Origin of the sequence: Aeromonas sp. D3 (assembly GCF_027705025.1) — a bacterium.
Classification (GTDB): domain Bacteria; phylum Pseudomonadota; class Gammaproteobacteria; order Enterobacterales; family Aeromonadaceae; genus Aeromonas; species Aeromonas salmonicida.
This window is the reverse complement of the sequence record NZ_JAPDBE010000029.1, coordinates 42,378-60,964: the sequence shown is the minus strand read 5'-3', so window position 1 is coordinate 60,964 and position 18,587 is coordinate 42,378. Positions and strand designations below refer to the sequence as shown.

15 protein-coding genes are annotated in these 18,587 nt (G+C 59.6%); 2 read left to right on the top strand and 13 right to left on the bottom strand.

Features of this window, described 5'->3' with window-relative positions:
- Positions 1-431 precede the first annotated feature (431 nt).
- The gene (gene nifJ, locus OKC28_RS16030; RefSeq protein WP_270690297.1) at positions 432-3,965 is read left to right on the top strand and encodes a pyruvate:ferredoxin (flavodoxin) oxidoreductase; all 3,534 of its coding nucleotides are present in this window, start codon (positions 432-434) and stop codon (positions 3,963-3,965) included.
- Positions 3,966-4,046: 81 nt separating this feature from the next.
- Here nifJ and OKC28_RS16025 read toward each other — a convergent pair whose 3' ends face one another.
- On the bottom strand, positions 4,047-5,411 hold the full coding sequence (locus tag OKC28_RS16025; protein WP_021140393.1) for an MDR family MFS transporter: 1,365 nt from the start codon (positions 5,409-5,411) through the stop codon (positions 4,047-4,049).
- Between the two features lie 186 nt (positions 5,412-5,597).
- Between OKC28_RS16025 and OKC28_RS16020 the strand changes: the two genes are divergently transcribed.
- Positions 5,598-6,194, top strand: coding sequence for an HAD family hydrolase (locus OKC28_RS16020; protein WP_270690295.1), 597 nt, complete (start codon positions 5,598-5,600; stop codon positions 6,192-6,194).
- Between the two features lie 177 nt (positions 6,195-6,371).
- Here the strand turns inward: OKC28_RS16020 and OKC28_RS16015 are convergent, their stop codons facing one another.
- The 12 genes from OKC28_RS16015 to aroB form a co-directional block, all read right to left on the bottom strand.
- Positions 6,372-7,169 carry a DUF1338 domain-containing protein gene (locus tag OKC28_RS16015; RefSeq protein ID WP_005317093.1) on the bottom strand — a complete coding sequence of 266 codons (798 nt, stop codon included), beginning with the start codon at positions 7,167-7,169 and terminating at the stop codon, positions 6,372-6,374.
- Positions 7,170-7,320: 151 nt separating this feature from the next.
- A complete protein-coding gene (gene astD / locus OKC28_RS16010) occupies positions 7,321-8,790 on the bottom strand; it encodes a succinylglutamate-semialdehyde dehydrogenase (protein WP_113719839.1) in 1,470 nt (489 codons plus the stop codon).
- Between the two features lie 84 nt (positions 8,791-8,874).
- Complete coding sequence (gene astA, locus OKC28_RS16005) at positions 8,875-9,894, bottom strand: arginine N-succinyltransferase (RefSeq protein WP_005317100.1); 1,020 nt, start codon at positions 9,892-9,894, stop codon at positions 8,875-8,877.
- A 75-nt stretch (positions 9,895-9,969) separates the two neighbouring features.
- Entirely contained in the window at positions 9,970-11,187 is a 1,218-nt protein-coding gene (locus OKC28_RS16000; protein ID WP_270690291.1) for an aspartate aminotransferase family protein, read from the bottom strand.
- 277 nt (positions 11,188-11,464) lie between these two features.
- Positions 11,465-12,046 carry an aminodeoxychorismate synthase component II gene (locus OKC28_RS15995; protein WP_096118611.1) on the bottom strand — a complete coding sequence of 194 codons (582 nt, stop codon included), beginning with the start codon at positions 12,044-12,046 and terminating at the stop codon, positions 11,465-11,467.
- A 21-nt stretch (positions 12,047-12,067) separates the two neighbouring features.
- Positions 12,068-12,283 carry a hypothetical protein gene (locus OKC28_RS15990; protein ID WP_005317103.1) on the bottom strand — a complete coding sequence of 72 codons (216 nt, stop codon included), beginning with the start codon at positions 12,281-12,283 and terminating at the stop codon, positions 12,068-12,070.
- Between the two features lie 123 nt (positions 12,284-12,406).
- Positions 12,407-13,411: a tryptophan--tRNA ligase gene (gene trpS, locus OKC28_RS15985; protein WP_021140399.1), complete on the bottom strand. Its 1,005-nt coding sequence runs from the start codon at positions 13,409-13,411 to the stop codon at positions 12,407-12,409.
- Positions 13,412-13,449: 38 nt separating this feature from the next.
- The gene (locus OKC28_RS15980) at positions 13,450-14,118 is read right to left on the bottom strand and encodes a phosphoglycolate phosphatase (protein WP_270690287.1); all 669 of its coding nucleotides are present in this window, start codon (positions 14,116-14,118) and stop codon (positions 13,450-13,452) included.
- Entirely contained in the window at positions 14,105-14,779 is a 675-nt protein-coding gene (gene rpe / locus OKC28_RS15975) for a ribulose-phosphate 3-epimerase (protein WP_270690284.1), read from the bottom strand. The genes OKC28_RS15980 and rpe overlap by 14 nt, the downstream gene beginning before the upstream one ends.
- 192 nt (positions 14,780-14,971) lie before the next feature.
- Positions 14,972-15,844 carry a Dam family site-specific DNA-(adenine-N6)-methyltransferase gene (locus tag OKC28_RS15970; RefSeq protein ID WP_017412038.1) on the bottom strand — a complete coding sequence of 291 codons (873 nt, stop codon included), beginning with the start codon at positions 15,842-15,844 and terminating at the stop codon, positions 14,972-14,974.
- 70 nt (positions 15,845-15,914) lie between these two features.
- Positions 15,915-17,510, bottom strand: coding sequence for an SPOR domain-containing protein (locus tag OKC28_RS15965; RefSeq protein WP_270690281.1), 1,596 nt, complete (start codon positions 17,508-17,510; stop codon positions 15,915-15,917).
- Complete coding sequence (aroB, locus tag OKC28_RS15960) at positions 17,503-18,582, bottom strand: 3-dehydroquinate synthase (RefSeq protein ID WP_270690279.1); 1,080 nt, start codon at positions 18,580-18,582, stop codon at positions 17,503-17,505. The genes OKC28_RS15965 and aroB overlap by 8 nt, the downstream gene beginning before the upstream one ends.
- Between the last annotated feature and the right edge of the window lie 5 nt (positions 18,583-18,587).

Sequence of the window (18,587 nt, the reverse complement as noted above, 5' to 3'; positions counted from 1 at the left end):
AGGATGATGGAGGGTCAGACCCCCTACCGCATGTTCAAGAAGGGTCTGAAATTGATACCGAAGGAAGTGCGCACTAAAGTAGTGTAAACAAGACACCGGTTTGAGGCCGGTGTCAGGTGATAACTAGATCTGTACAGCCTGTGCAAGCAAACATGACTCTTCCATCTAATTATTTAATTTCATGATTTATTTAATTCAACGATTTCGGTACCAACTCATCCCTGCCACCATTATTCACGCTGGATCGATAGATATATCCCGACAAATAGACCCGATTGTTTTCAAGGGTATAAATGACGAATAGATGATGTATTAATTGATTATTTATCCCGTTTGATGCGATCTCTCCAACCCTCTTACTATGCCTGCGACCTATCCATGGCTGGTTGCCCGCAACCGGCCTTCAAACTGGCATAGCAAGTGGACAACTCATGATCACCACAGACGGTAATAACGCAGTCGCCTCAGTGGCGTACCGCACCAGCGAAGTCATCGCCATCTACCCCATCACCCCCAGCTCCACCATGGCGGAGCTGGCGTCGGCCTGGTCGAGCGATCGGGGCAAAAATCTGTGGGGGGATGTACCTCGCGTGGTGGAGATGCAATCGGAGGGGGGCGCCATCGCCACCATCCACGGCGCCCTGCAGACAGGCGCGCTGGCAACCTCGTTTACTTCGTCCCAGGGGCTCTTGCTGATGATCCCCAACCTCTACAAGCTGGCGGGTCAGCTCATTCCCTTCGTACTCCATGTGGCGGCGCGCACCGTCGCGACCCATGCCTTGTCCATCTTCGGTGATCATTCGGACGTGATGGCGGTGCGCCAGACCGGCTGCGCCATGCTCTGTGCCAGCAATGTGCAGGAGGCGCAGGATTTCGCCCTGATTTCCCAGGTGGCCAGCCTCAACAGCCGGCTGCCCTTCATCCACTTCTTCGACGGTTTTCGCACCTCCCACGAGATAGCCAAGATAGTGCCGCTGGCGGATGACACACTGCGTGCCCTGCTGCCGGAGGCGGCGATCCGCGCCCATCGCGATCGGGCGCTCACCCCCGACAAGCCTGTCATTCGCGGCACAGCGGCCAACCCGGACACCTACTTCCAGTGCCGGGAAGCGAGCAATCCCTGGTATGACGAGGGCTATCGCCACGTGAGCGAGGCGATGGCGGCCTTCGGCTCGCTAACCGGCCGCTACTACCAGCCGTTTGAATATGTGGGTCACCCGCAGGCCGAGCGGGTGCTGGTGCTGATGGGGTCCGCCATCGGTACCTGTGAGGAAGTAATAGCGCGGCTGATCGAGCAAGGGGAGAAGGTGGGTCTGGTGAAGGTGCGCCTCTACCGCCCCTTCAGGGCCTCGCATCTGCTGGCGGTTATTCCCGAGAGCGCCTGCAAGATTGCGGTGCTGGATCGCACCAAGGAGCCGGGGGCCCAGGCCGAGCCCCTCTATCTGGATGTGATGACGGCGCTGGCCGAGGCGGTCAGCCGAGGCGAGCGGGCCAGCCTGCCACGGGTCATCGGCGGTCGCTACGGTCTCTCCTCCAAGGAGTTCAATCCGGCCTGCGCGCAGGCTATCTTCGATGAGCTGGCGCTGGACAACCCGCGGCCGCGTTTCACCGTCGGCATCTTCGACGACGTCACCGGCCTCTCCCTGCCGCTGCCCACTCTCGGCTCTTCGCAACACAAGCCGAGCCAGAGCAAACTGGAGGCGCTGTTCTACGGCCTTGGCAGCGACGGCACCGTCTCGGCGGCCAAGAACAGCATCAAGATCCTCGGCAACCACACACAACTCTATCCGCAGGGCTACTTCGTCTACGACTCCAAGAAGGCGGGGGGCCTCACCGTCTCCCACCTGAGGGTCGGCGAGCGGCCGCTGCAATCGGCCTATCTGGTGGATGAGGCGGACTTTATCGGCTGCCACCAGTGGCAGTTCATCGACCTGTACCAGATGGCGGAGCGGCTGAAGTTCGGCGGTATCTTCCTGCTCAACAGCCCCTATGGCCCGACAGAGATCTGGCAGCGATTGCCGCAGGAGGTGCAACAGGCCCTGCGTGCAAAAGAGGCGCGTTTCTACATCATCAACGCCGCCAGGATCGCCCGGGAATGCCAGCTCGGCAGCCGCATCAATACCGTGATGCAGATGGCCTTCTTCCAGCTCACCGCCATCATACCGCCGGCAGAGGCCACCGAGTTGCTCAAGCAGGCCATCGCAGCTAGCTATGGCAACAAGAGCGCCGAGCTGGTCGAGCGCAACTGGCAGGCCCTGGCCGCCACCTGCGAGGCACTGATCCCGGTGCCGCTGCAAGAACTCGATCCGAGCAGCCACCATCGCCCCCCCGTGGTGTCCGCCCAGGCCCCCGACTTCGTCCAGACCGTCACCGCCGCCATGCTGGCGGGGCTCGGCGACAGCCTGCCGGTCTCCGCCTTCCCGCCGGACGGTACCTGGCCAGTGGGCACCACCCGCTGGGAGAAGCGCAACATCGCCAAGGAGGTGCACATCTGGCAGGCGGACCTGTGTACCCAGTGCAACTACTGCGTGGCCGCCTGCCCGCACTCGGCCATCCGCGCCAAGGTGGTGGACAAGGATGCACTGGAGGGTGCCCCCGCGACCCTGGACGCCCTGGATGTGAAGGCCCGCGACATGCGCGGCCAGCAATACGTGCTGCAGGTGGCGCCTGAGGATTGCACCGGCTGCAACCTCTGCGTCGAGGTGTGCCCGGCCAAGGATCGCACCGATCCGAGCCGCAAGGCGATCAACATGGAGTCCAGGCTCGACCACCTCGATGCCCAGAAGGCGAACTACGACTTCTTCCTGGACCTCCCCGAGCGCACGGCCGAGCAACTGGAGCGCATCGACATTCGCACCTCCCAGCTCATCTCGCCGCTGTTCGAATACTCCGGCGCCTGCTCCGGCTGTGGCGAGACCCCCTACATCAAGCTGCTGACTCAGCTCTACGGGGACAGGCTGCTCATCGCCAACGCCACCGGCTGCTCCTCCATCTATGGCGGCAACCTGCCCACCACCCCCTACACCACCAACGCCGAGGGCCGTGGCCCGGCCTGGGCGAACTCCCTGTTTGAGGACAATGCCGAATTCGGGCTAGGCTTCAGGCTCACCGTCGATCAACATCGCGAGCGGATGCAACGCCTGCTGGCCAGCCTGGGCGACGCTGTCCCGGCCAAGCTGCAACAGGCGCTGCAAGATGCCAGCCTGCCGGTCTGTGAACAGCGTGCCCATATCGAACAACTGCGTGTGCTGCTGCAAGGGCGCAGCGATGAGGCGGCCCTGGAGCTGACACGGGATGCGGACTATCTGGTGGACAAGTCGGTCTGGCTCATCGGTGGCGATGGCTGGGCTTATGACATCGGCTTTGGCGGGCTCGACCACGTGCTGAGTCTGGGGGAGAACATCAATGTGCTGGTGCTCGACACCCAGTGCTACTCCAACACCGGCGGCCAGCAGTCCAAGGCCACGCCACTCGGTGCCATCACCAAATTTGGCGAGCAGGGCAAGCGCAAGGATCTCGGGGCCAGCATCAAGATGTATGGCCACGTCTATGTGGCGCAGATCTCCCTCGGCGCCCAGATGAACCAGACGGTGAAGGCCATTCAGGAGGCGGAAGCCTACCCGGGACCGTCGCTCATCATCGCCTACAGTCCCTGCGAGGAGCACGGCTACGATCTGGCCCAGAGCCACGAGCAGATGAAGCAGCTGACCGCCACCGGCTTCTGGCCGCTCTACCGCTTCGATCCGCGCCGCAGCGACGAGGGCAAGCTGCCGCTGGCGCTCGACTCCCGGGCACCGAACGCCTCGCTGGCCGAGACCCTGAGCCAGGAGCCCCGCTTCCAGCGCCTCGAACGACAGCTGCCGGAGGTCGCCACCCTGCTCTATCGCGAAGCGGAACTGGACGCCAACCGCCGCTTCGCCTGGCTCAGCCAGCTGGCCGGCAAGGAGGCTCCCCCACAGGAGTGATCGGCCTGCCGGCGACCAGTGAAACCGGATAACAAAGAGGGCTCCCGTTGGGAGCCCTCTTCACATCCAGTCTGATCGGCATCAGGCAGGCATGGTAGCCAGCTCGTGCCGCTTCAATGCCAATAGTGTGATGAGCAAGGCGGCACTGGCGATCAGCGCCATGCCGATATAGGTAGCGCTGAACCCCGGAGCCAGCTCGACCGGACTCAAGCTGGCCAGGTTGTGGCTGGTGCCCGCTGGCAGGGCGGCATGAAACAGCACGGAGCAGATGGCGACCCCGACCGCGCCCCCCAGCTCACGGCCGAAGTTGAACAGGGACATGCCGATGCCGCGATCCGCTGCCGGCAATGCATTTTGCACCACAACCGCGAGGGCCGGCAGCACCAACCCCAGACCCAGACCGGCAAAGCCCAGCCCCAGACTGGCCCAGACATCGAAATGAATTTGCCACAAAGCCAGCGCCGACAGGGCGAAGCCCACCACCACGAACCGTTTGTAGTAACCGGTGCGACCGATCAGCTTGCCGCCGACGAAAGCACCCGCCGTGATGCAGACCATGAAGATCACCATGTAGAGGCCGCTCTCACTGGCCCCCATTCCCTTCTGCCACTGCATCTGCAACGGCAGATAGACCAGCACGGCAAACATCAGCAGTTGCGAAACCAGTGCCAGCAGCACGCTCACCAGATAACCGGGCAACCGCACCAGATGGACAGGCAGGATAGGATCATGGGCACGTCGCTCCACCAGGATCAGCAGCAGCAAGGCAACCGCCAAACCCGCCGCCAGCCAGATGGGGGGCAACGCAGTCTCGGGTGATAACAGCAGCAAGGTCAGCGTGGTCACTGTGATGAGCAGTGCCGCCCCCTTCCAGTCGAAACGGCTGTGACGACGCACATTGAGGTGCTTGAGGTTGCGGTTCACCAGCCAGATGGCGAGCGCCCCGAGAGGCAGGTTGATCCAGAAGATCCAGCGCCAGCTCAACTGCTCGGTAAAGTAGCCGCCGAGCAGAGGCCCGGCGATGCTGGAGACCGCATATACGGCCGAGATGTAACCCTGATACTTGCCCACCTCCCTTGGTGGTATGCAGTCGGCAATCACGGTAAAGGCAAGTGCAATGAGGCCGCCGCCCCCCAGCCCTTGCAGCACGCGAGCCGCCAGCAGGGTCGGCAGATCCTGCGCCAGAGCGCAGGCCACGGATCCCGCCAGAAAAAGACCAATACCGATATTGAGCATGCGTACCCGACCGAACAGATCGCTCAACTTGCCATACACAGGCAGGGCGGCGGTGGCTGCCAACAGATAGGCGGTCACCACCCAGGTGAGGGCTGCGCCTGCGTTCAGCTCGGCGCCAATGATGGGCAAGGGGGTGGTGACTATGCTCTTTTCCAGTGAACCCAGGGCGATCACCAGGGCCACGCTTGAGAAGATGGTTTTTGGGGACATATAACCGGCTCGCTAATGTGAAATGCCAAAATCTGCGGCAAAGAACTTATTATTGTCTCATAAATCATTATCCGATGGCTAAAACCACTGCCATCCAGCGGCCAGCCCCTTGACCATGACGGCCGTCGCGGCATCCGAACGCCGGATCTGGTAGTGTGGTCTTTTGGCCCAAGAGGAAGCAGACCCATGTCCGAGCAGTTCCGGTTTGATCAATACGACGCCCTGATTTTCGATATGGATGGCACCCTGGTGAACTCCATGCCCCTGCATCTGGATGCCTGGGAGGCAACCAGCGCAGAGTTCGGTCTGCCGTTCAATCGCGAGCAACTCAATGAATATGGCGGCATTCCCACCCGCAAGATAGTGAGCATGCTGGCCGAGCAGCACGGACTGGATATCGATGTGGATGCCTTCACTCGCCGCAAGGTGGCCCTCTATCTGGCGCATATCGACAAGGTCAGCGTCTTCCCCTCCATGTGGGATCTGGTCAGGCGCTGCCACGGCAAGGTGCCGATGGGCATAGGCACTGGGTCATCGCGGGATCATGCCGAGCGCATTTTGAAGAACACCGGCCTGGATGCCTATATCTCTGTGCTGGTCAGTGCCGACGACATCCACAACCACAAACCCCATCCGGATACCTTCCTGAAGGTAGCCGAGCTGCTCGGTGCCAATCCCGCCAACTGCCTGGTGTTTGAAGATACCCAGATCGGCATTCAGGCAGGCAAGGCCGGCGGCATGACCACCTTGCTGGCCACCGAAGGCGCGCTGCAGAAGGTGTGACAGACGAGTATCCTGGCCCACCCTCGCGGGTGGGCTCGGTCGTTCAACCCCGACTCGGCTGAGATATCGCGCAGCGGCCTGGATGAGACCATATCAGCGACAAATGGGGGTCTACGGGCCCGGCACAAAACGCCATAAAAAACGCCCCTTTCGGGGCGTTCTTGCCAACCATCGCCGTTACATGGCGTTGGTGGATTCGAAGATCTTGTCGGCCGAGGCTTCGACGAAGCCCGGGTAGAGCACGCCGTCGGCCTGCGGGTAGCGCAGGGCAAACTCGTAGAAGCAGCTCGGAATGGTGCGCACGCCGTCGCTGAAGGGTACATCCGCCTTGTCGGCCATGGTGGAGGATTGCTCCAGCATCACCTGCGGGTCCCCTTTCACCTCGCCACCCACGCCGTTGAGCACGAAGCCGGCCGCCTTGAGGGCTGCGTTGACCTGCTGGATGGTATCGAACTGCTTGAGGCGATTGATGTTGACGGTGAAGTGGTTGGCGCGGTAGCCCCAGGCCGCCATCCAGGCTGCGTACTCGCTCTCTGCCAGCAGGGTCTGGTAATCGGCCCAGGATACCTGCCAGGGCGCCCCCGTGTAGAGGAAGGCCTGGGTGTCGGTCAGGTGATCAGGCACCTGCTCAGCCAGCTTGTGGATGATGGCCTGGGCCGCCTCGGAGAGCTCCTCCACTTTCAGCTCGCTGATAAACACCTTGGGGGCATCCGGATCCTGATGCTCGAAGTGCTTGGCATAGAGCTTCTTGGCCTTGAACACATATTCACCCTTCTGCTCGTACCCGAGCGCCAGGAAGTGGGCGGCCAGCTTCTCCAGCCCCAGCTTGGGCAGATTGTAGGTGCGAAACGCCACATGATCATTGACGATGGGCTCACCGCCACCCAGCAGGGTGTGGACCTTGAGGGCACTCGGGGTGACTTGAATGTAGTTATCCCACAAGTGACCGAACAGGGTGTCGATATCCTTTTGCATCTCTCTTTCCTTTGATTGCGGGTACAGACAAGGGCACCTGTTCAGTGCCCCTTTTATTTTTTGTTATCAGCGCTCAGCTTTTTGTTATCAGCGCTCAGCGCAGAGGAGGACAGTGTCAGCCGTGGCGGCCTTGCTGTCGGCCTCTTCCTCGTTAAAAGGTCAAACCCGGCGACAGCTGATCCGGCATGGCAGCCTTGCTGTCCTCGACGGAGGCAACGGGATAAGCACAGTAGTCGGCGGCGTAGTAGGCGCTCGCCCTGTGGTTGCCGGAGGCACCTATGCCGCCGAACGGCGCGGCGCTGGAGGCGCCCGTGATGGGCTTGTTCCAGTTGACGATACCGGCGCGGATCCGTTTGAAGAAATGCTGCCAGTCCGCCTCGTTGTCACCGAGCAGGCCCGCCGAGAGGCCGAAGCTGGTGGCATTGCCCTGGTCGATGGCGGCATCGAAGTCGTCGTAGCGAATGAGCTGCAGCAGCGGGCCGAAATACTCTTCGTCCGGCAGAGCACCGATTGCGGTCACGTCTATGATGCCGGGCGAAACGAAGCCGGTGCCCGCTTCCAGGTGTTTGAGGGTGAGCAGACTCTCGCCACCCAGTTGTTGCAGGTTGGCTTGCGCCGCTACCATGCCGAGAGCCGCTTTCTCGCTGATCATGGCCCCCATGAAAGGCTGATCGGCGGCATCATAGAGACCGACCTTGATCTGGCCGACCACCTCCACCAATCGCTTGACCAGGGCATCGCCCCGGGCACCGCGCTCGACAAACAGACGGCGTGAGCAGGTACAGCGCTGGCCGGAAGTGATGAAGGCTGACTGGACTATGGCATGGACGGCGCCATCCACATCGCTCACGTCTTTGACGATCAGCGGGTTGTTACCGCCCATCTCCAGCGCCAGGATCTTGCCAGGCTGACCGGCAAACTGCTGATGGAGGAAATGGCCGGTACGGGACGAGCCGGTAAAGAAGAGGCCGTCGATATCCGGATTGCCCGCCAGCGCCTTGCCGGTCTCTACCTCACCCTGTACCAGGTTGAGGACACCCTTGGGCAGACCCGCCTCCTGCCAGATCTTCAGCATGGCTTCAGCCACCATGGGGGTCAGCTCGGAGGGCTTGAACACCACTGTATTGCCCGCGATCAGCGCCGGTACTATATGACCGTTGGGCAGATGACCTGGGAAATTGTAGGGGCCGAACACGGCGACCACGCCGTGGGGCTTGTGGCGCACGAATGCCTTGGCACCCGGCATGGGGTTCTCCACCGTGCCGGTGCGCTCGTCATGAGCGCGAATGGAGATGGCAATTTTGCCCTGCATGGCGGCCACTTCGGTGCGGGTTTCCCACAGGGGCTTGCCGGTTTCCCGGGCAATGGTGAGCGCCAGCGCCTCCTTGTGCTCACCGAGCAGATCGGCGTAACGGCGCACTATGGCAAGACGCGCTTCCAGGCTCATGTCAGACCAATGGTAGAAGGCAGCGCGGGCTGCCTTGACAGCAGCATCCACCTGATTGGCACTGGCGGCGCCCCCTTGCCAGATGACTTCATTCTTGGCCGGATCCATTGACTCGAACGGCTTGCCTTCACCCGCCAGCCACTGGCCGTCGATAAGTTGTACTAAATGGCTCATCAATTCACTCCCTGTGTTTCACAAGCAGCCTTGGCTGCCTGTTTCATATGCGGTTCTGCTGCCTTCAACACCAGACAAGGCGGCTCAGTCGAGATCGACGACACGCACCATGTCGCCATCCTGCACCTTGAGTGCCGCCGCCATCTTGGGCGGAATGATGGCTTCGTGCTTGTCCAGATCGACCCGGATATTGCCGTGGCAGGCGCGATACTGTTCGTAGCGGGTGTTGCAGATCAGATGGGTCTTGCCACCTATGGGCTCACCAATCAGCACCCGCAGCTTCTGGCTGCGGCGCACGCTGCGAATGTTCTTTACGTCGCACTCGACGGTGGGGCCGGCATCGAAGATGTCAACGTAGCCACGGTTCACGAACCCCTCATCCTGCAGCATCTTGATGGCCGGGCGGGTCTTCTCGTGGGTCTGGCCGATGACGGCGCGCGCCTCGTTGCTCAGCAGGTTGACGTAGATGGGGTACTTGGGCATCAACTCGGCGATGAAGCGCTTCTTGCCGATGCCGGTGAGATAGTCGACGGTAGGAAAATCCATCGAGAAGAAATGCTTTTGCAGCCACTCATAGAAGGGGCTGTGACCTTTTTCATCGGAGACGCCACGCATCTCGGCAAAGACGGTCTTGTCAAACAGCTCGGGGTGCTCGGCCATGAACAGGAAACGGTGCTTGGAGAGCAGGCGGCCATTGAGCCCCTCGCGGGCGCATTCGCGCAAAAACAGGGTGCACAGCTCGGAATTGCCGGTGTAGTCATTCGACAGAGTGAGCGTCTCGACCACGTTGTAGATGCCGAGCTTGGGGGAAGAGTGCACCACCTTGCCGATGTGATAGTTGTAGAACGGCTGGGACAGGCCCACGGCCGCATCGATGGCGCAGGTACCGACCATTTCGCCGGTCTCCAGATCCTCAGCCACGAAGAAGTAGAGGCAATCACCCTTACCTGCCGGTTTGTCCGAGAAGGTCTGGGTCGAGGCATCTATCTTGCGCTGCAGCAGTTCATCGTTGACAGGCAATGATGTCATGCCGGTGCCGGATTCAATGGCACAGGTCTTGAGACCGGCAAAATCTTTTTGCTCGATAGGACGGATAACCAACATAAATGACAACTCCCTTTCATTGACGACAGGTGGGGTCCCGGCTCCTGCCGGGAGGGCTCCCCACCTCAATTAGGATCAGGCGTTAACCACCTGGGCAACCGCTTTCTCGAACCGTGCCAACCCTTCCTTGATATCCGCTTCCGGAATAACCAGTGACGGTGCGAAGCGCACCACGTTAGTGCCTGCTACCAGTGCCATCAGCCCCTGGTCGATGGAGGCCAGCAAGAAATCACGGGAGCGGCCCTTGTAGTCATCGTTCAGCACGGCGCCGAGCAACAGGCCCTTGCCACGCACTTCACTGAAGCAGTGGTACTTGGCATTGATGGCGTCGAGACCGGCGCGGAACAGCTGTTCACGCTGCTTGATGCCGCTCAGCACTGCCGGGGTGTTGACCACGTCGATCACCGCCTCGGCCACCGCGCACGCCAGCGGGTTGCCGCCGTAGGTGGAGCCGTGAGTGCCCACTTTCAGGTGAGCCGCGATTTCATTGGTGGTCAGCATGGCGCCGATGGGGAAGCCGCCGCCGAGCGCCTTGGCGCTGGTGAGGATGTCAGGCGTGACGCCAAGACCCATGTAGGCAAACAGCTCGCCGGTACGGCCAACCCCGGATTGCACTTCGTCATAGACCAGCAGGGCATTGTGCTTGGTACAGAGTTCACGCACCCCTTTGGCAAACTCGTCGGTCGGACGAATGATGCCACCCTCCCCTTGCAGCGGCTCCATCACCACGGCGCAGGTATTGTCGGAGATGACGGCAGCCAGCTCTGCCAGATTGTTGTAAGTCACATGGGTGATATCAGCAGGCTTGGGACCGAAACCATCCGAGTAGGCAGCCTGGCCACCCACACTGACGGTAAAGAAGGTACGACCGTGGAAACCCTGATGGAAAGCAATGATCTGGGTCTTGTGCTCACCGAATTTCTCGATGGCATAACGACGGGCCAGCTTGAGGGCCGCCTCGTTGGCTTCGGCGCCCGAGTTGCAGAAATAGACCTTGTCGGCGAAGGTGGCGGCAACCAGCTTCCTGGCCAGACGCAGAGCCGGCTCGTTGGTCATCACGTTGGAGAGGTGCCACAGCTTCTCGCCCTGGGTTTTCAGGGCTTCGACCAGCTTGGGATGGCAATGACCCAGGCCATTGACGGCGATCCCGCCGGCAAAGTCGACATACTCACGGCCTTCCTGATCCCAGACACGTGACCCTTCACCACGCACCGGGATGATCTTGGCGGGCGCATAGTTGGGAACCATCACTTCATCAAACACTTCACGTGTCACTGCCAACAACTCTGACATATTGCTCTCCTTCGATCTGGCGACAGAATAATCCACCGCCCAAAAGTTAAATCCATGTAAACACATCGGCATTGTCACAGAAAAAAAGCTAAAAGTCTGCAACAAAGCAAGTTACAGGGAACAATGTTCGATTGCCTGTGAGATTTTAGGCAACCGCATTGCATAACGGCTCAGGGGGTGTTGGCAAGAGATAATTTGGACAGGGAGGGGGGTGAATAAAGTGTCAGGGAAAATATTTTTGGCCTCATCTCGATTCTGTGAAGCCAATCACAACCATTCAGGAACTGGTTAGAAAATTGGCCAGCAATTGGTGGCCCTGCTCGCTCAGAATGCTCTCCGGATGGAACTGAACTCCCTCTATATTCAACTGCTTATGGCGCAGACCCATGATCTCGTCAAAAGAGCCATCGGCGTGTTCGCTCCAGGCGGTAACCTCGAAGCAGTCGGGCAGGGTTTCCCGTTCCACGATTAGCGAATGGTAGCGGGTGACCCGCAGCGGGTTGTTGAGCGCTTTGAATACTCCCTCGCCCTGATGGCGAATAAGGGAGGTTTTACCGTGCATCACCTGACGCGCGCGCACCACCCGGGCACCGAAAGCCTGAGCCAGGGATTGGTGACCGAGACAGACGCCAAGGATGGGGAGCTGACCCGCAAAACGGCTGATGGCCGACAGGGAGATACCCGCCTCATTGGGCGTGCAGGGGCCGGGAGAGATCACCAGATAACGGGGAGCTAGCTGCGCTATGGTATCCAGCGTCAGCTCGTCATTGCGCTTTACCACCACCTCTTGCCCCAGAGCGCCAAAATACTGCACCAGGTTCCAGGTAAAGGAGTCGTAGTTATCGATCAACAACAGCATGGGGCAACCAGAGGCAGAGAATCAACGATCCAGATAGCGGCCCTGCTCCATTTCGCGCTCGCGCTGGCATTCTGCCAGATAGATGGCGGCGGCAATGGCGGGGGTGTTGTGATATTTGTCGATGGCGTTGGAGACCATCAGTTGCAGGGTATTGAGGTTCTTGGCCTTGCGGAATTTACGCAGCCAGTGACCCTTGTCACCCAACTCTTCAATCGTGGTGTTTAATTCGACAGACATGCTCACTCTTGGGGCAGAAGCCCGCGTTTGAAATTGGAAGATGAATTAACGAATAGCAGGTCGGGTAAAACAAAGAAAGCCAGGCAAAGACCCAGCTCTCTTCTACTACACCTTCCCAGTATGTCAGGCTCGAGGAACGAAGCCGACTACATCATATACGCTGGTCAGTGTTTTTTCAGCCCTTTCACGCGCCTTTTGTGCGCCTGCCGCCAAAATTGTTTGCAGATGAGCCTCATCCTGACGCAACTCGCGGAAGCGCGCCTGAATGGGCTCCAGCAAGGCAACGACCGCCTCGGCAGTCTCGGTCTTGAGGTGACCATACATCTTGCCTTCGAAGTGCTGCTCCAATTCGGGGATGGAACGACCTGTCACCCCGGACATCAGGGTCAGCAGGTTGGAGACACCCGGCTTGTTCTCGGGATCAAAACGCACCACTGCCGGCTCGTCGGAGTCGGTCACGGCACGCTTGATCTTCTTGACGATCTGCTTGGGATCTTCCAGCAGGCCGATGAAGTTGGCCTCGTTGTCATCAGACTTGGACATCTTCTTGGTCGGATCCTGCAGGCTCATCACCCGGGCACCTTCGGTCGGAATGAAGGGTTCCGGCAGGGTGAACACTTCGCCGTACAGGTTGTTGAAACGGGTGCAGATGTCGCGGGTCAGCTCCAGATGCTGTTTCTGATCGTTGCCGACTGGCACCTGGTTGGCCTGATAGAGCAGGATATCTGCCGCCATCAGCACCGGATAACCGAACAGGCCGACGTTGACGTTGTTCTCGAAACGGGCGGACTTGTCCTTGAACTGGGTCATGCGCGACAGCTCGCCCATCTGGGTGTAGCAGTTCAGGATCCAGCCCAGCTCGGCGTGCTGCGGCACGTGGGACTGGATGAAGACAGTGCTCTTGGCCGGATCGATCCCCACCGCCAGATAGAGGGCGGCAGCATCGAGACACGCCTTGCGCAGGGCGGCTGGCTCCTGACGGGTGGTGATGGCATGCAGATCGACGATGCAGTAGAGGCAGTCGAAGTCATCCTGCATGTTGACCCACTGACGCAGGGCGCCCATATAGTTGCCTATGGTCAGCTGACCCGACGGCTGGGCCCCGCTCAGTACGATTGGTTTAGTCATGAGAGTGTTAATCCTTGTTATTCGGCCAACCCGACACCTTACTCGGCTAACAGGGCATCGAGCTGGGCAAACTGCTCATATACCCAGTCCGGGCGGGAATCTACAATGGGACGACCATAGTTGTAGCCATAGGTGAGCCCCACTACTTTCATGCCGGCGGCCTGGGCGGCCAGCACGTCATTTTCAGAGTCGCCCACCATCAGGGTGCGGGACGGACTGACGCCCAGCTCATGGCAGGCATGCAGCAGGGGCTCGGGGCTCGGCTTCTTGACCGGCACACAGTTGCCACCCAGCCAGAGCGCGAAACAGTCGCTGATGCCAAGGGCATCCAGGATTGGCTGCACGAAGTGACTCGGCTTGTTGGTCACCACGGCCTGTTTATAACCCAGCTTTTGTAGGCGGCGCAGGCTCTGTTCCACACCGTCATACATTTCAAGCCCTTCCAGCAAACAGGCCTGATAGTGCTGATCGAACAGGGGGCGGGCCTTGGCAAACAGTTCAGGAGCCTCACGATAATCCAGCGCGCGCTGGATCAGCTTGTCGGCGCCATTGCCGACCCAGGTACGCACCACGGCTTCATCAGCCTCGGCCAGACCCAGTTCAGTGAGGGTACGGTTGACCGCCAGCGCCAGCTGGGGGGCACTGTCGATCAGGGTGCCATCCAGATCGAACAGCACCAGATCAAAATCACGCTCAGCGCTGGACATGGCTCAGCTCCGCACGCATCTGGTCGATCACCACCTTGTAGTCAGGCTGGCTGAAGATGGCAGAGCCCGCCACGAACATGTCGGCACCTGCTTCGGCGATGGCGCGGATATTGTCTACCTTGACGCCGCCGTCGATCTCGAGGCGAATGTCACGGCCACTCTCGTCAATCAGGCGACGCACCTGACGCAGCTTGTCGAGTGTACCGGGGATGAAGCTCTGGCCACCGAAGCCAGGGTTGACCGACATCAGCAGGATCACATCCAGCTTGTCCATCACGTACTCCATACAGGAGAGCGAGGTCGCCGGATTCAGCACCAGACCGGCCTGACAGCCCTGCTCCTTGATGAGACCCAGGGTACGATCCACGTGATCGGACGCTTCCGGGTGGAAGGTGATCAGGTTGGCCCCCGCCTTGGCGAAGTCCGGAACGATGCGATCCACCGGCTTGACCATCAGGTGCACATCGATGAGCGCCTTGATGCCATAGTCGCGCAGGGCCTGACAGACCATGGGGCCTATGGTCAGGTTGGGAACATAGTGGTTGTCCATCACATCGAAATGCACCACGTCGGCACCGGCGGTCAGCACCCTGGCAACATCGTCACCCAGACGAGCGAAATCGGCGGAGAGGATTGAGGGGGCAATCAGAAAGTCTTTCATCAGCGTCATCCATTGGCAGCGTGGCAGAAAAAGCGGCGCAATTTTACCGCAAATATCAGATGAAAACGACCCGAACACAGGCAGGAAAAAGCGGGCCACCCGATTTATCGCCCATATCCAGCAAATACGAGGCAAACACCAGGATGGCGACAGGCAGAAACAGCAGCGGCACCCGAAAGTGCCGCCAGAGGATCAGCCGAGTGAAACAAGTTCGGCGTCGCTTGGGTAGTAGCCCTGTTCCGGCTCTATACCGGGCGGATAAAGCGCCAGCAGCTCGGCTACCTTGTTGCGACTGCCACCGTTGCGACTGATGGTGCGCTTGACCAGGATCTCGTCCAGTCGGGCGCCACGATAGAGCTCACGGGTCAGCGCTATGTCGTGGTTGCTGATTAGCACCGGCACCCCCTTGCGGGCAGCGGTATGACGTGCCAGCCGCGCCAGTATGGCCTGATCGTCCAGGGTGAAGCCGCCGGCTGAATAAGTGGTGAAGCTCGCCGTGTTGGAGAGTGGCGCATAGGGGGGATCACAGTAGATCACCCAGTCTTCCTCGGCACGCTTGATGGCATCGGCGTAGCTTTCACAGATGAAGGTCGCCTTCTGCGCCTTCTCGGCAAAGGCCCACAGCTCTTTTTCAGGGAAGTAGGGCTTCTTGTAGGAACCAAACGGCACGTTGAAGCCGCCCTTTTTGTTGTAACGGCACAAGCCATTGAAACCGTGGCGGTTGAGAAACAGGAACAGCATCGCCCGCTCGAAGGTGGTTTCAGTCTGGTTGAACTGGGTGCGCAGCCGGTAGTAGGCCGCCTTGTGATTGTGCTCCGCTACGAACAGCTTGCGTGCTTCGGTGATGAAATTATCCGGCATCACCTTGAGATGGTTGTACAGGCAGATCAGATCCGGATTGATATCGTTGAGCACATAGGCATCGTAGTCGGTGTTGAGAAAAACAGACCCGGCCCCGACGAAGGGCTCCAACAACACACGCCCGGCAGGCAAACGCTCGGCAATCTCTTCAACCAGGGAGTATTTTCCCCCGGCCCATTTTAAAAAAGCGCGTGTTTTTTTCATGGAAATCCGGTGTTAAGAAGGCATAGACCCAAAAAGGGGGACGATTCTACCCCCTTCTCAGGCCGAATGGCTATTGCTTCAACTCTTTTTGTACCTGAGCAAACGACTTGGGCCAGGGCTGCCCCTTGAGCAGGGCGGGCGAGAGCTTGCGAATGGCGGCCTTGGCCTGAGTGGTGTTGGCGTAATCCCCTTGCAGCACCACATACCAGGGGCTGCCACGGAACTGGGTTTTGTAGACCCAGACATTGCCCGTCAGACCATGTTCGGCCACAAACTTGTCAACCGCTGCTGTGTTGCTCGCCCCCATCAGCTGGACGCTGTAGTGATTTCTGGGCTTCTTGTTCAGGGTCGCCGTCGGCGTCAGGGCGACCTTGGGCGCAGGTGCAGCCGCCGGTTCGACAACGGCTGGCTTGGCGACCGGTTTGGTAACGGGGGCCGTGTTCCGGGCCTTGGGCTCAGTGGCCGATTGGGGAGCTTGCGCTGTCAGTCCCTGGGTCGATGGGTTCTCGGTCGAAGCAGCCCGGGAACTGACACCGGTCAGCTCATCCACCACACCAGTGGGCAAGGCACCGCTGACATTGGGTTGTTTCATCAACTTCTGGACCACCTCGTCGGAGATCACCACACGGCGCCCCTCATAGTTGGTCGATTCAGTAGTCAGCGTTTCGCTCTCGACGGCTTTGGGCAATACCTTGGCATCAGGCTGCCAATCACGCACCACACCGCCCGGGTTATCACCGCTGGCATTCGGGCTGCTTTGACCGCCACTCTGACCGTCATTGCTGCTACCGCCTGCGGTCAGTGGATCTCCGCCTGAGACGGGAATGGGCAAGGCAGTGGTTTGTGAGGGGGCGAGCCCGGTGCTCTTGCTTTCGTCGCTGAACAGGGCTGGCAGCAGATAGCTCAGGGCCAGCAGACCGCCGGCAACCAGCGCCAGCACTATGGCAATCTTTTTAACGGGCAACTCGGCCTGACGTTTCTTGGGCCTTCTGTCGGTCATGATATCCTCCAGTAACTGCATGATGGTGGACGGATGTCCATTCGCCACGTTCAGGATCTCTTCCACTTTCAGCTTGGGCAAGAGGGCTGTCGGGATCTTGAGCTCTTTGGCTTTCTCATACAAGAAGATACGTTGCTCCGGTGCGCTCAGTGGCGCTACCTCCAGCTCCAGAGCCGGCATGGCCCGCCCTTTTAGCAGGCTTTTCTGAGTGCGACACCAGACGTCACTCCCGGAGAGCACGATCGCCAGCTGGTGTGGCATGGGCAGGCTATCGTTGTGACGACAGAGACTCCACAGCTCGCCGACCAGCTCGGCAGGCAGCTCGTCAGCACGCTCGATCAGCAGCAACAGGGTGGAGGGCTTGCCCTCCAGCATGCGAAAGAAACTCTCTGCCAGCGCATCCTGCGGATTGAACAGCGGCCTTGCCACCACCTGGGGCAGCAGCAGCTGGCGCACGTCCGCCATCTTCATGGCTGTACTGCCAATCAGGCTCACTACCCGCACTTTTTCGGGCAAGTTGCCGAGCAGGGATTCACACAGGGTGCCGCGGCCACTGCCGGGTTTACCGGAGAGAAAAATAAAAGGGTGATTGAATTCAATCAGATGCAGCAGCCGATCAACCAGCTGCCGCTGGGAAGGAAATTTAAGCAGTTTATTGTTACTCACGACCAGACTCAATCACCGCCAGCAATTCATCATCGGAGACATCGGCTACGACCTGAGCGTGACCGATACCGACCGGCAGCACCAGTCGCAACTTGCCTTCCAATACCTTCTTGTCTCGGCGCATATGGCGAATGAAGGCAGAGAAATCCATATCGGCAGGTGCCTGAATGGGCAGATTGGCCGCCAGCAGCAGATCGCGAATGCGAGCAAGCTGCCTTGCATCCAGATCGCCCCGAGCCTCGGCCGTGGAGGCAGCCATCATCATGCCTGCGGCAACCGCTTCACCGTGCAGCCAGTTGCCATACCCTTTTTCAGCCTCGATGGCATGACCAAAGGTGTGACCGAGATTGAGCAGAGCGCGAACCCCGTGCTCCGTCTCATCCTGCGTCACCACATCGGCCTTGATTTCGCAGCAACGGCGGATGGCATACGCCAGGGCAGCCGGTTCCAGCGCCTGCAGACGGGACATGTTGGTTTCGAGCCAGGTGAAAAATTCGGCGTCCCAGATGATGCCGTACTTGATGACCTCGGCCATGCCGGCAGCAAATTCTCGGGCTGGCAGGGTCTTGAGGCACTCGGTATCAATGACCACATGCTTGGGCTGATAGAAGGCTCCAATCATGTTCTTGCCAAGGGGATGGTTGACGGCGGTCTTGCCGCCGACGGAGGAATCAACCTGGGAGAGCAGTGTGGTAGGCACTTGAATAAAAGGAATGCCACGTTGATAGCTTGCCGCAGCAAAGCCGACAACATCTCCTATCACACCGCCCCCCAGGGCGATCAGTGTCGTGTCCCGACCATGATTGGTTTCCAGCAGAGCAGACATGATCCGCTCGAAGGTTGCCAGGGTCTTGTAAGCCTCACCGTCCGGCAGTATCAGGTGTTCAACCTGAAAACCGGACAGCAACTGGATAATCCGCTCAAGATACAAGGGAGCGACAACGGTATTGGTCACTATCATGACCCGTTTTCCCTTGATGGTTTGTGTCAGCACTTCTGCATGCTGCAACAGACCCGCCGCTATCTCGATGGGATAACTGCGTTCACCCAGTTCGACCTTCAACCTTTCCATGGACG

Coding starts and splice junctions, on each gene's coding strand:
- aroB (WP_270690279.1), bottom strand. CDS start 18,582: ATGGAAAGGTTGAAGGTCGAACTGGGTGAACGCAGTTATCCCATCGAG.
- rpe (WP_270690284.1), bottom strand. CDS start 14,779: ATGAAAGACTTTCTGATTGCCCCCTCAATCCTCTCCGCCGATTTCGCT.
- trpS (WP_021140399.1), bottom strand. CDS start 13,411: ATGACTAAACCAATCGTACTGAGCGGGGCCCAGCCGTCGGGTCAGCTG.
- OKC28_RS15980 (WP_270690287.1), bottom strand. CDS start 14,118: ATGTCCAGCGCTGAGCGTGATTTTGATCTGGTGCTGTTCGATCTGGAT.
- nifJ (WP_270690297.1), top strand. CDS start 432: ATGATCACCACAGACGGTAATAACGCAGTCGCCTCAGTGGCGTACCGC.
- OKC28_RS15995 (WP_096118611.1), bottom strand. CDS start 12,046: ATGCTGTTGTTGATCGATAACTACGACTCCTTTACCTGGAACCTGGTG.
- astA (WP_005317100.1), bottom strand. CDS start 9,894: ATGTTGGTTATCCGTCCTATCGAGCAAAAAGATTTTGCCGGTCTCAAG.
- OKC28_RS15990 (WP_005317103.1), bottom strand. CDS start 12,283: ATGTCTGTCGAATTAAACACCACGATTGAAGAGTTGGGTGACAAGGGT.
- OKC28_RS16020 (WP_270690295.1), top strand. CDS start 5,598: ATGTCCGAGCAGTTCCGGTTTGATCAATACGACGCCCTGATTTTCGAT.
- OKC28_RS16000 (WP_270690291.1), bottom strand. CDS start 11,187: ATGTCAGAGTTGTTGGCAGTGACACGTGAAGTGTTTGATGAAGTGATG.
- OKC28_RS16015 (WP_005317093.1), bottom strand. CDS start 7,169: ATGCAAAAGGATATCGACACCCTGTTCGGTCACTTGTGGGATAACTAC.
- astD (WP_113719839.1), bottom strand. CDS start 8,790: ATGAGCCATTTAGTACAACTTATCGACGGCCAGTGGCTGGCGGGTGAA.
- OKC28_RS16025 (WP_021140393.1), bottom strand. CDS start 5,411: ATGTCCCCAAAAACCATCTTCTCAAGCGTGGCCCTGGTGATCGCCCTG.
- OKC28_RS15970 (WP_017412038.1), bottom strand. CDS start 15,844: ATGAAAAAAACACGCGCTTTTTTAAAATGGGCCGGGGGAAAATACTCC.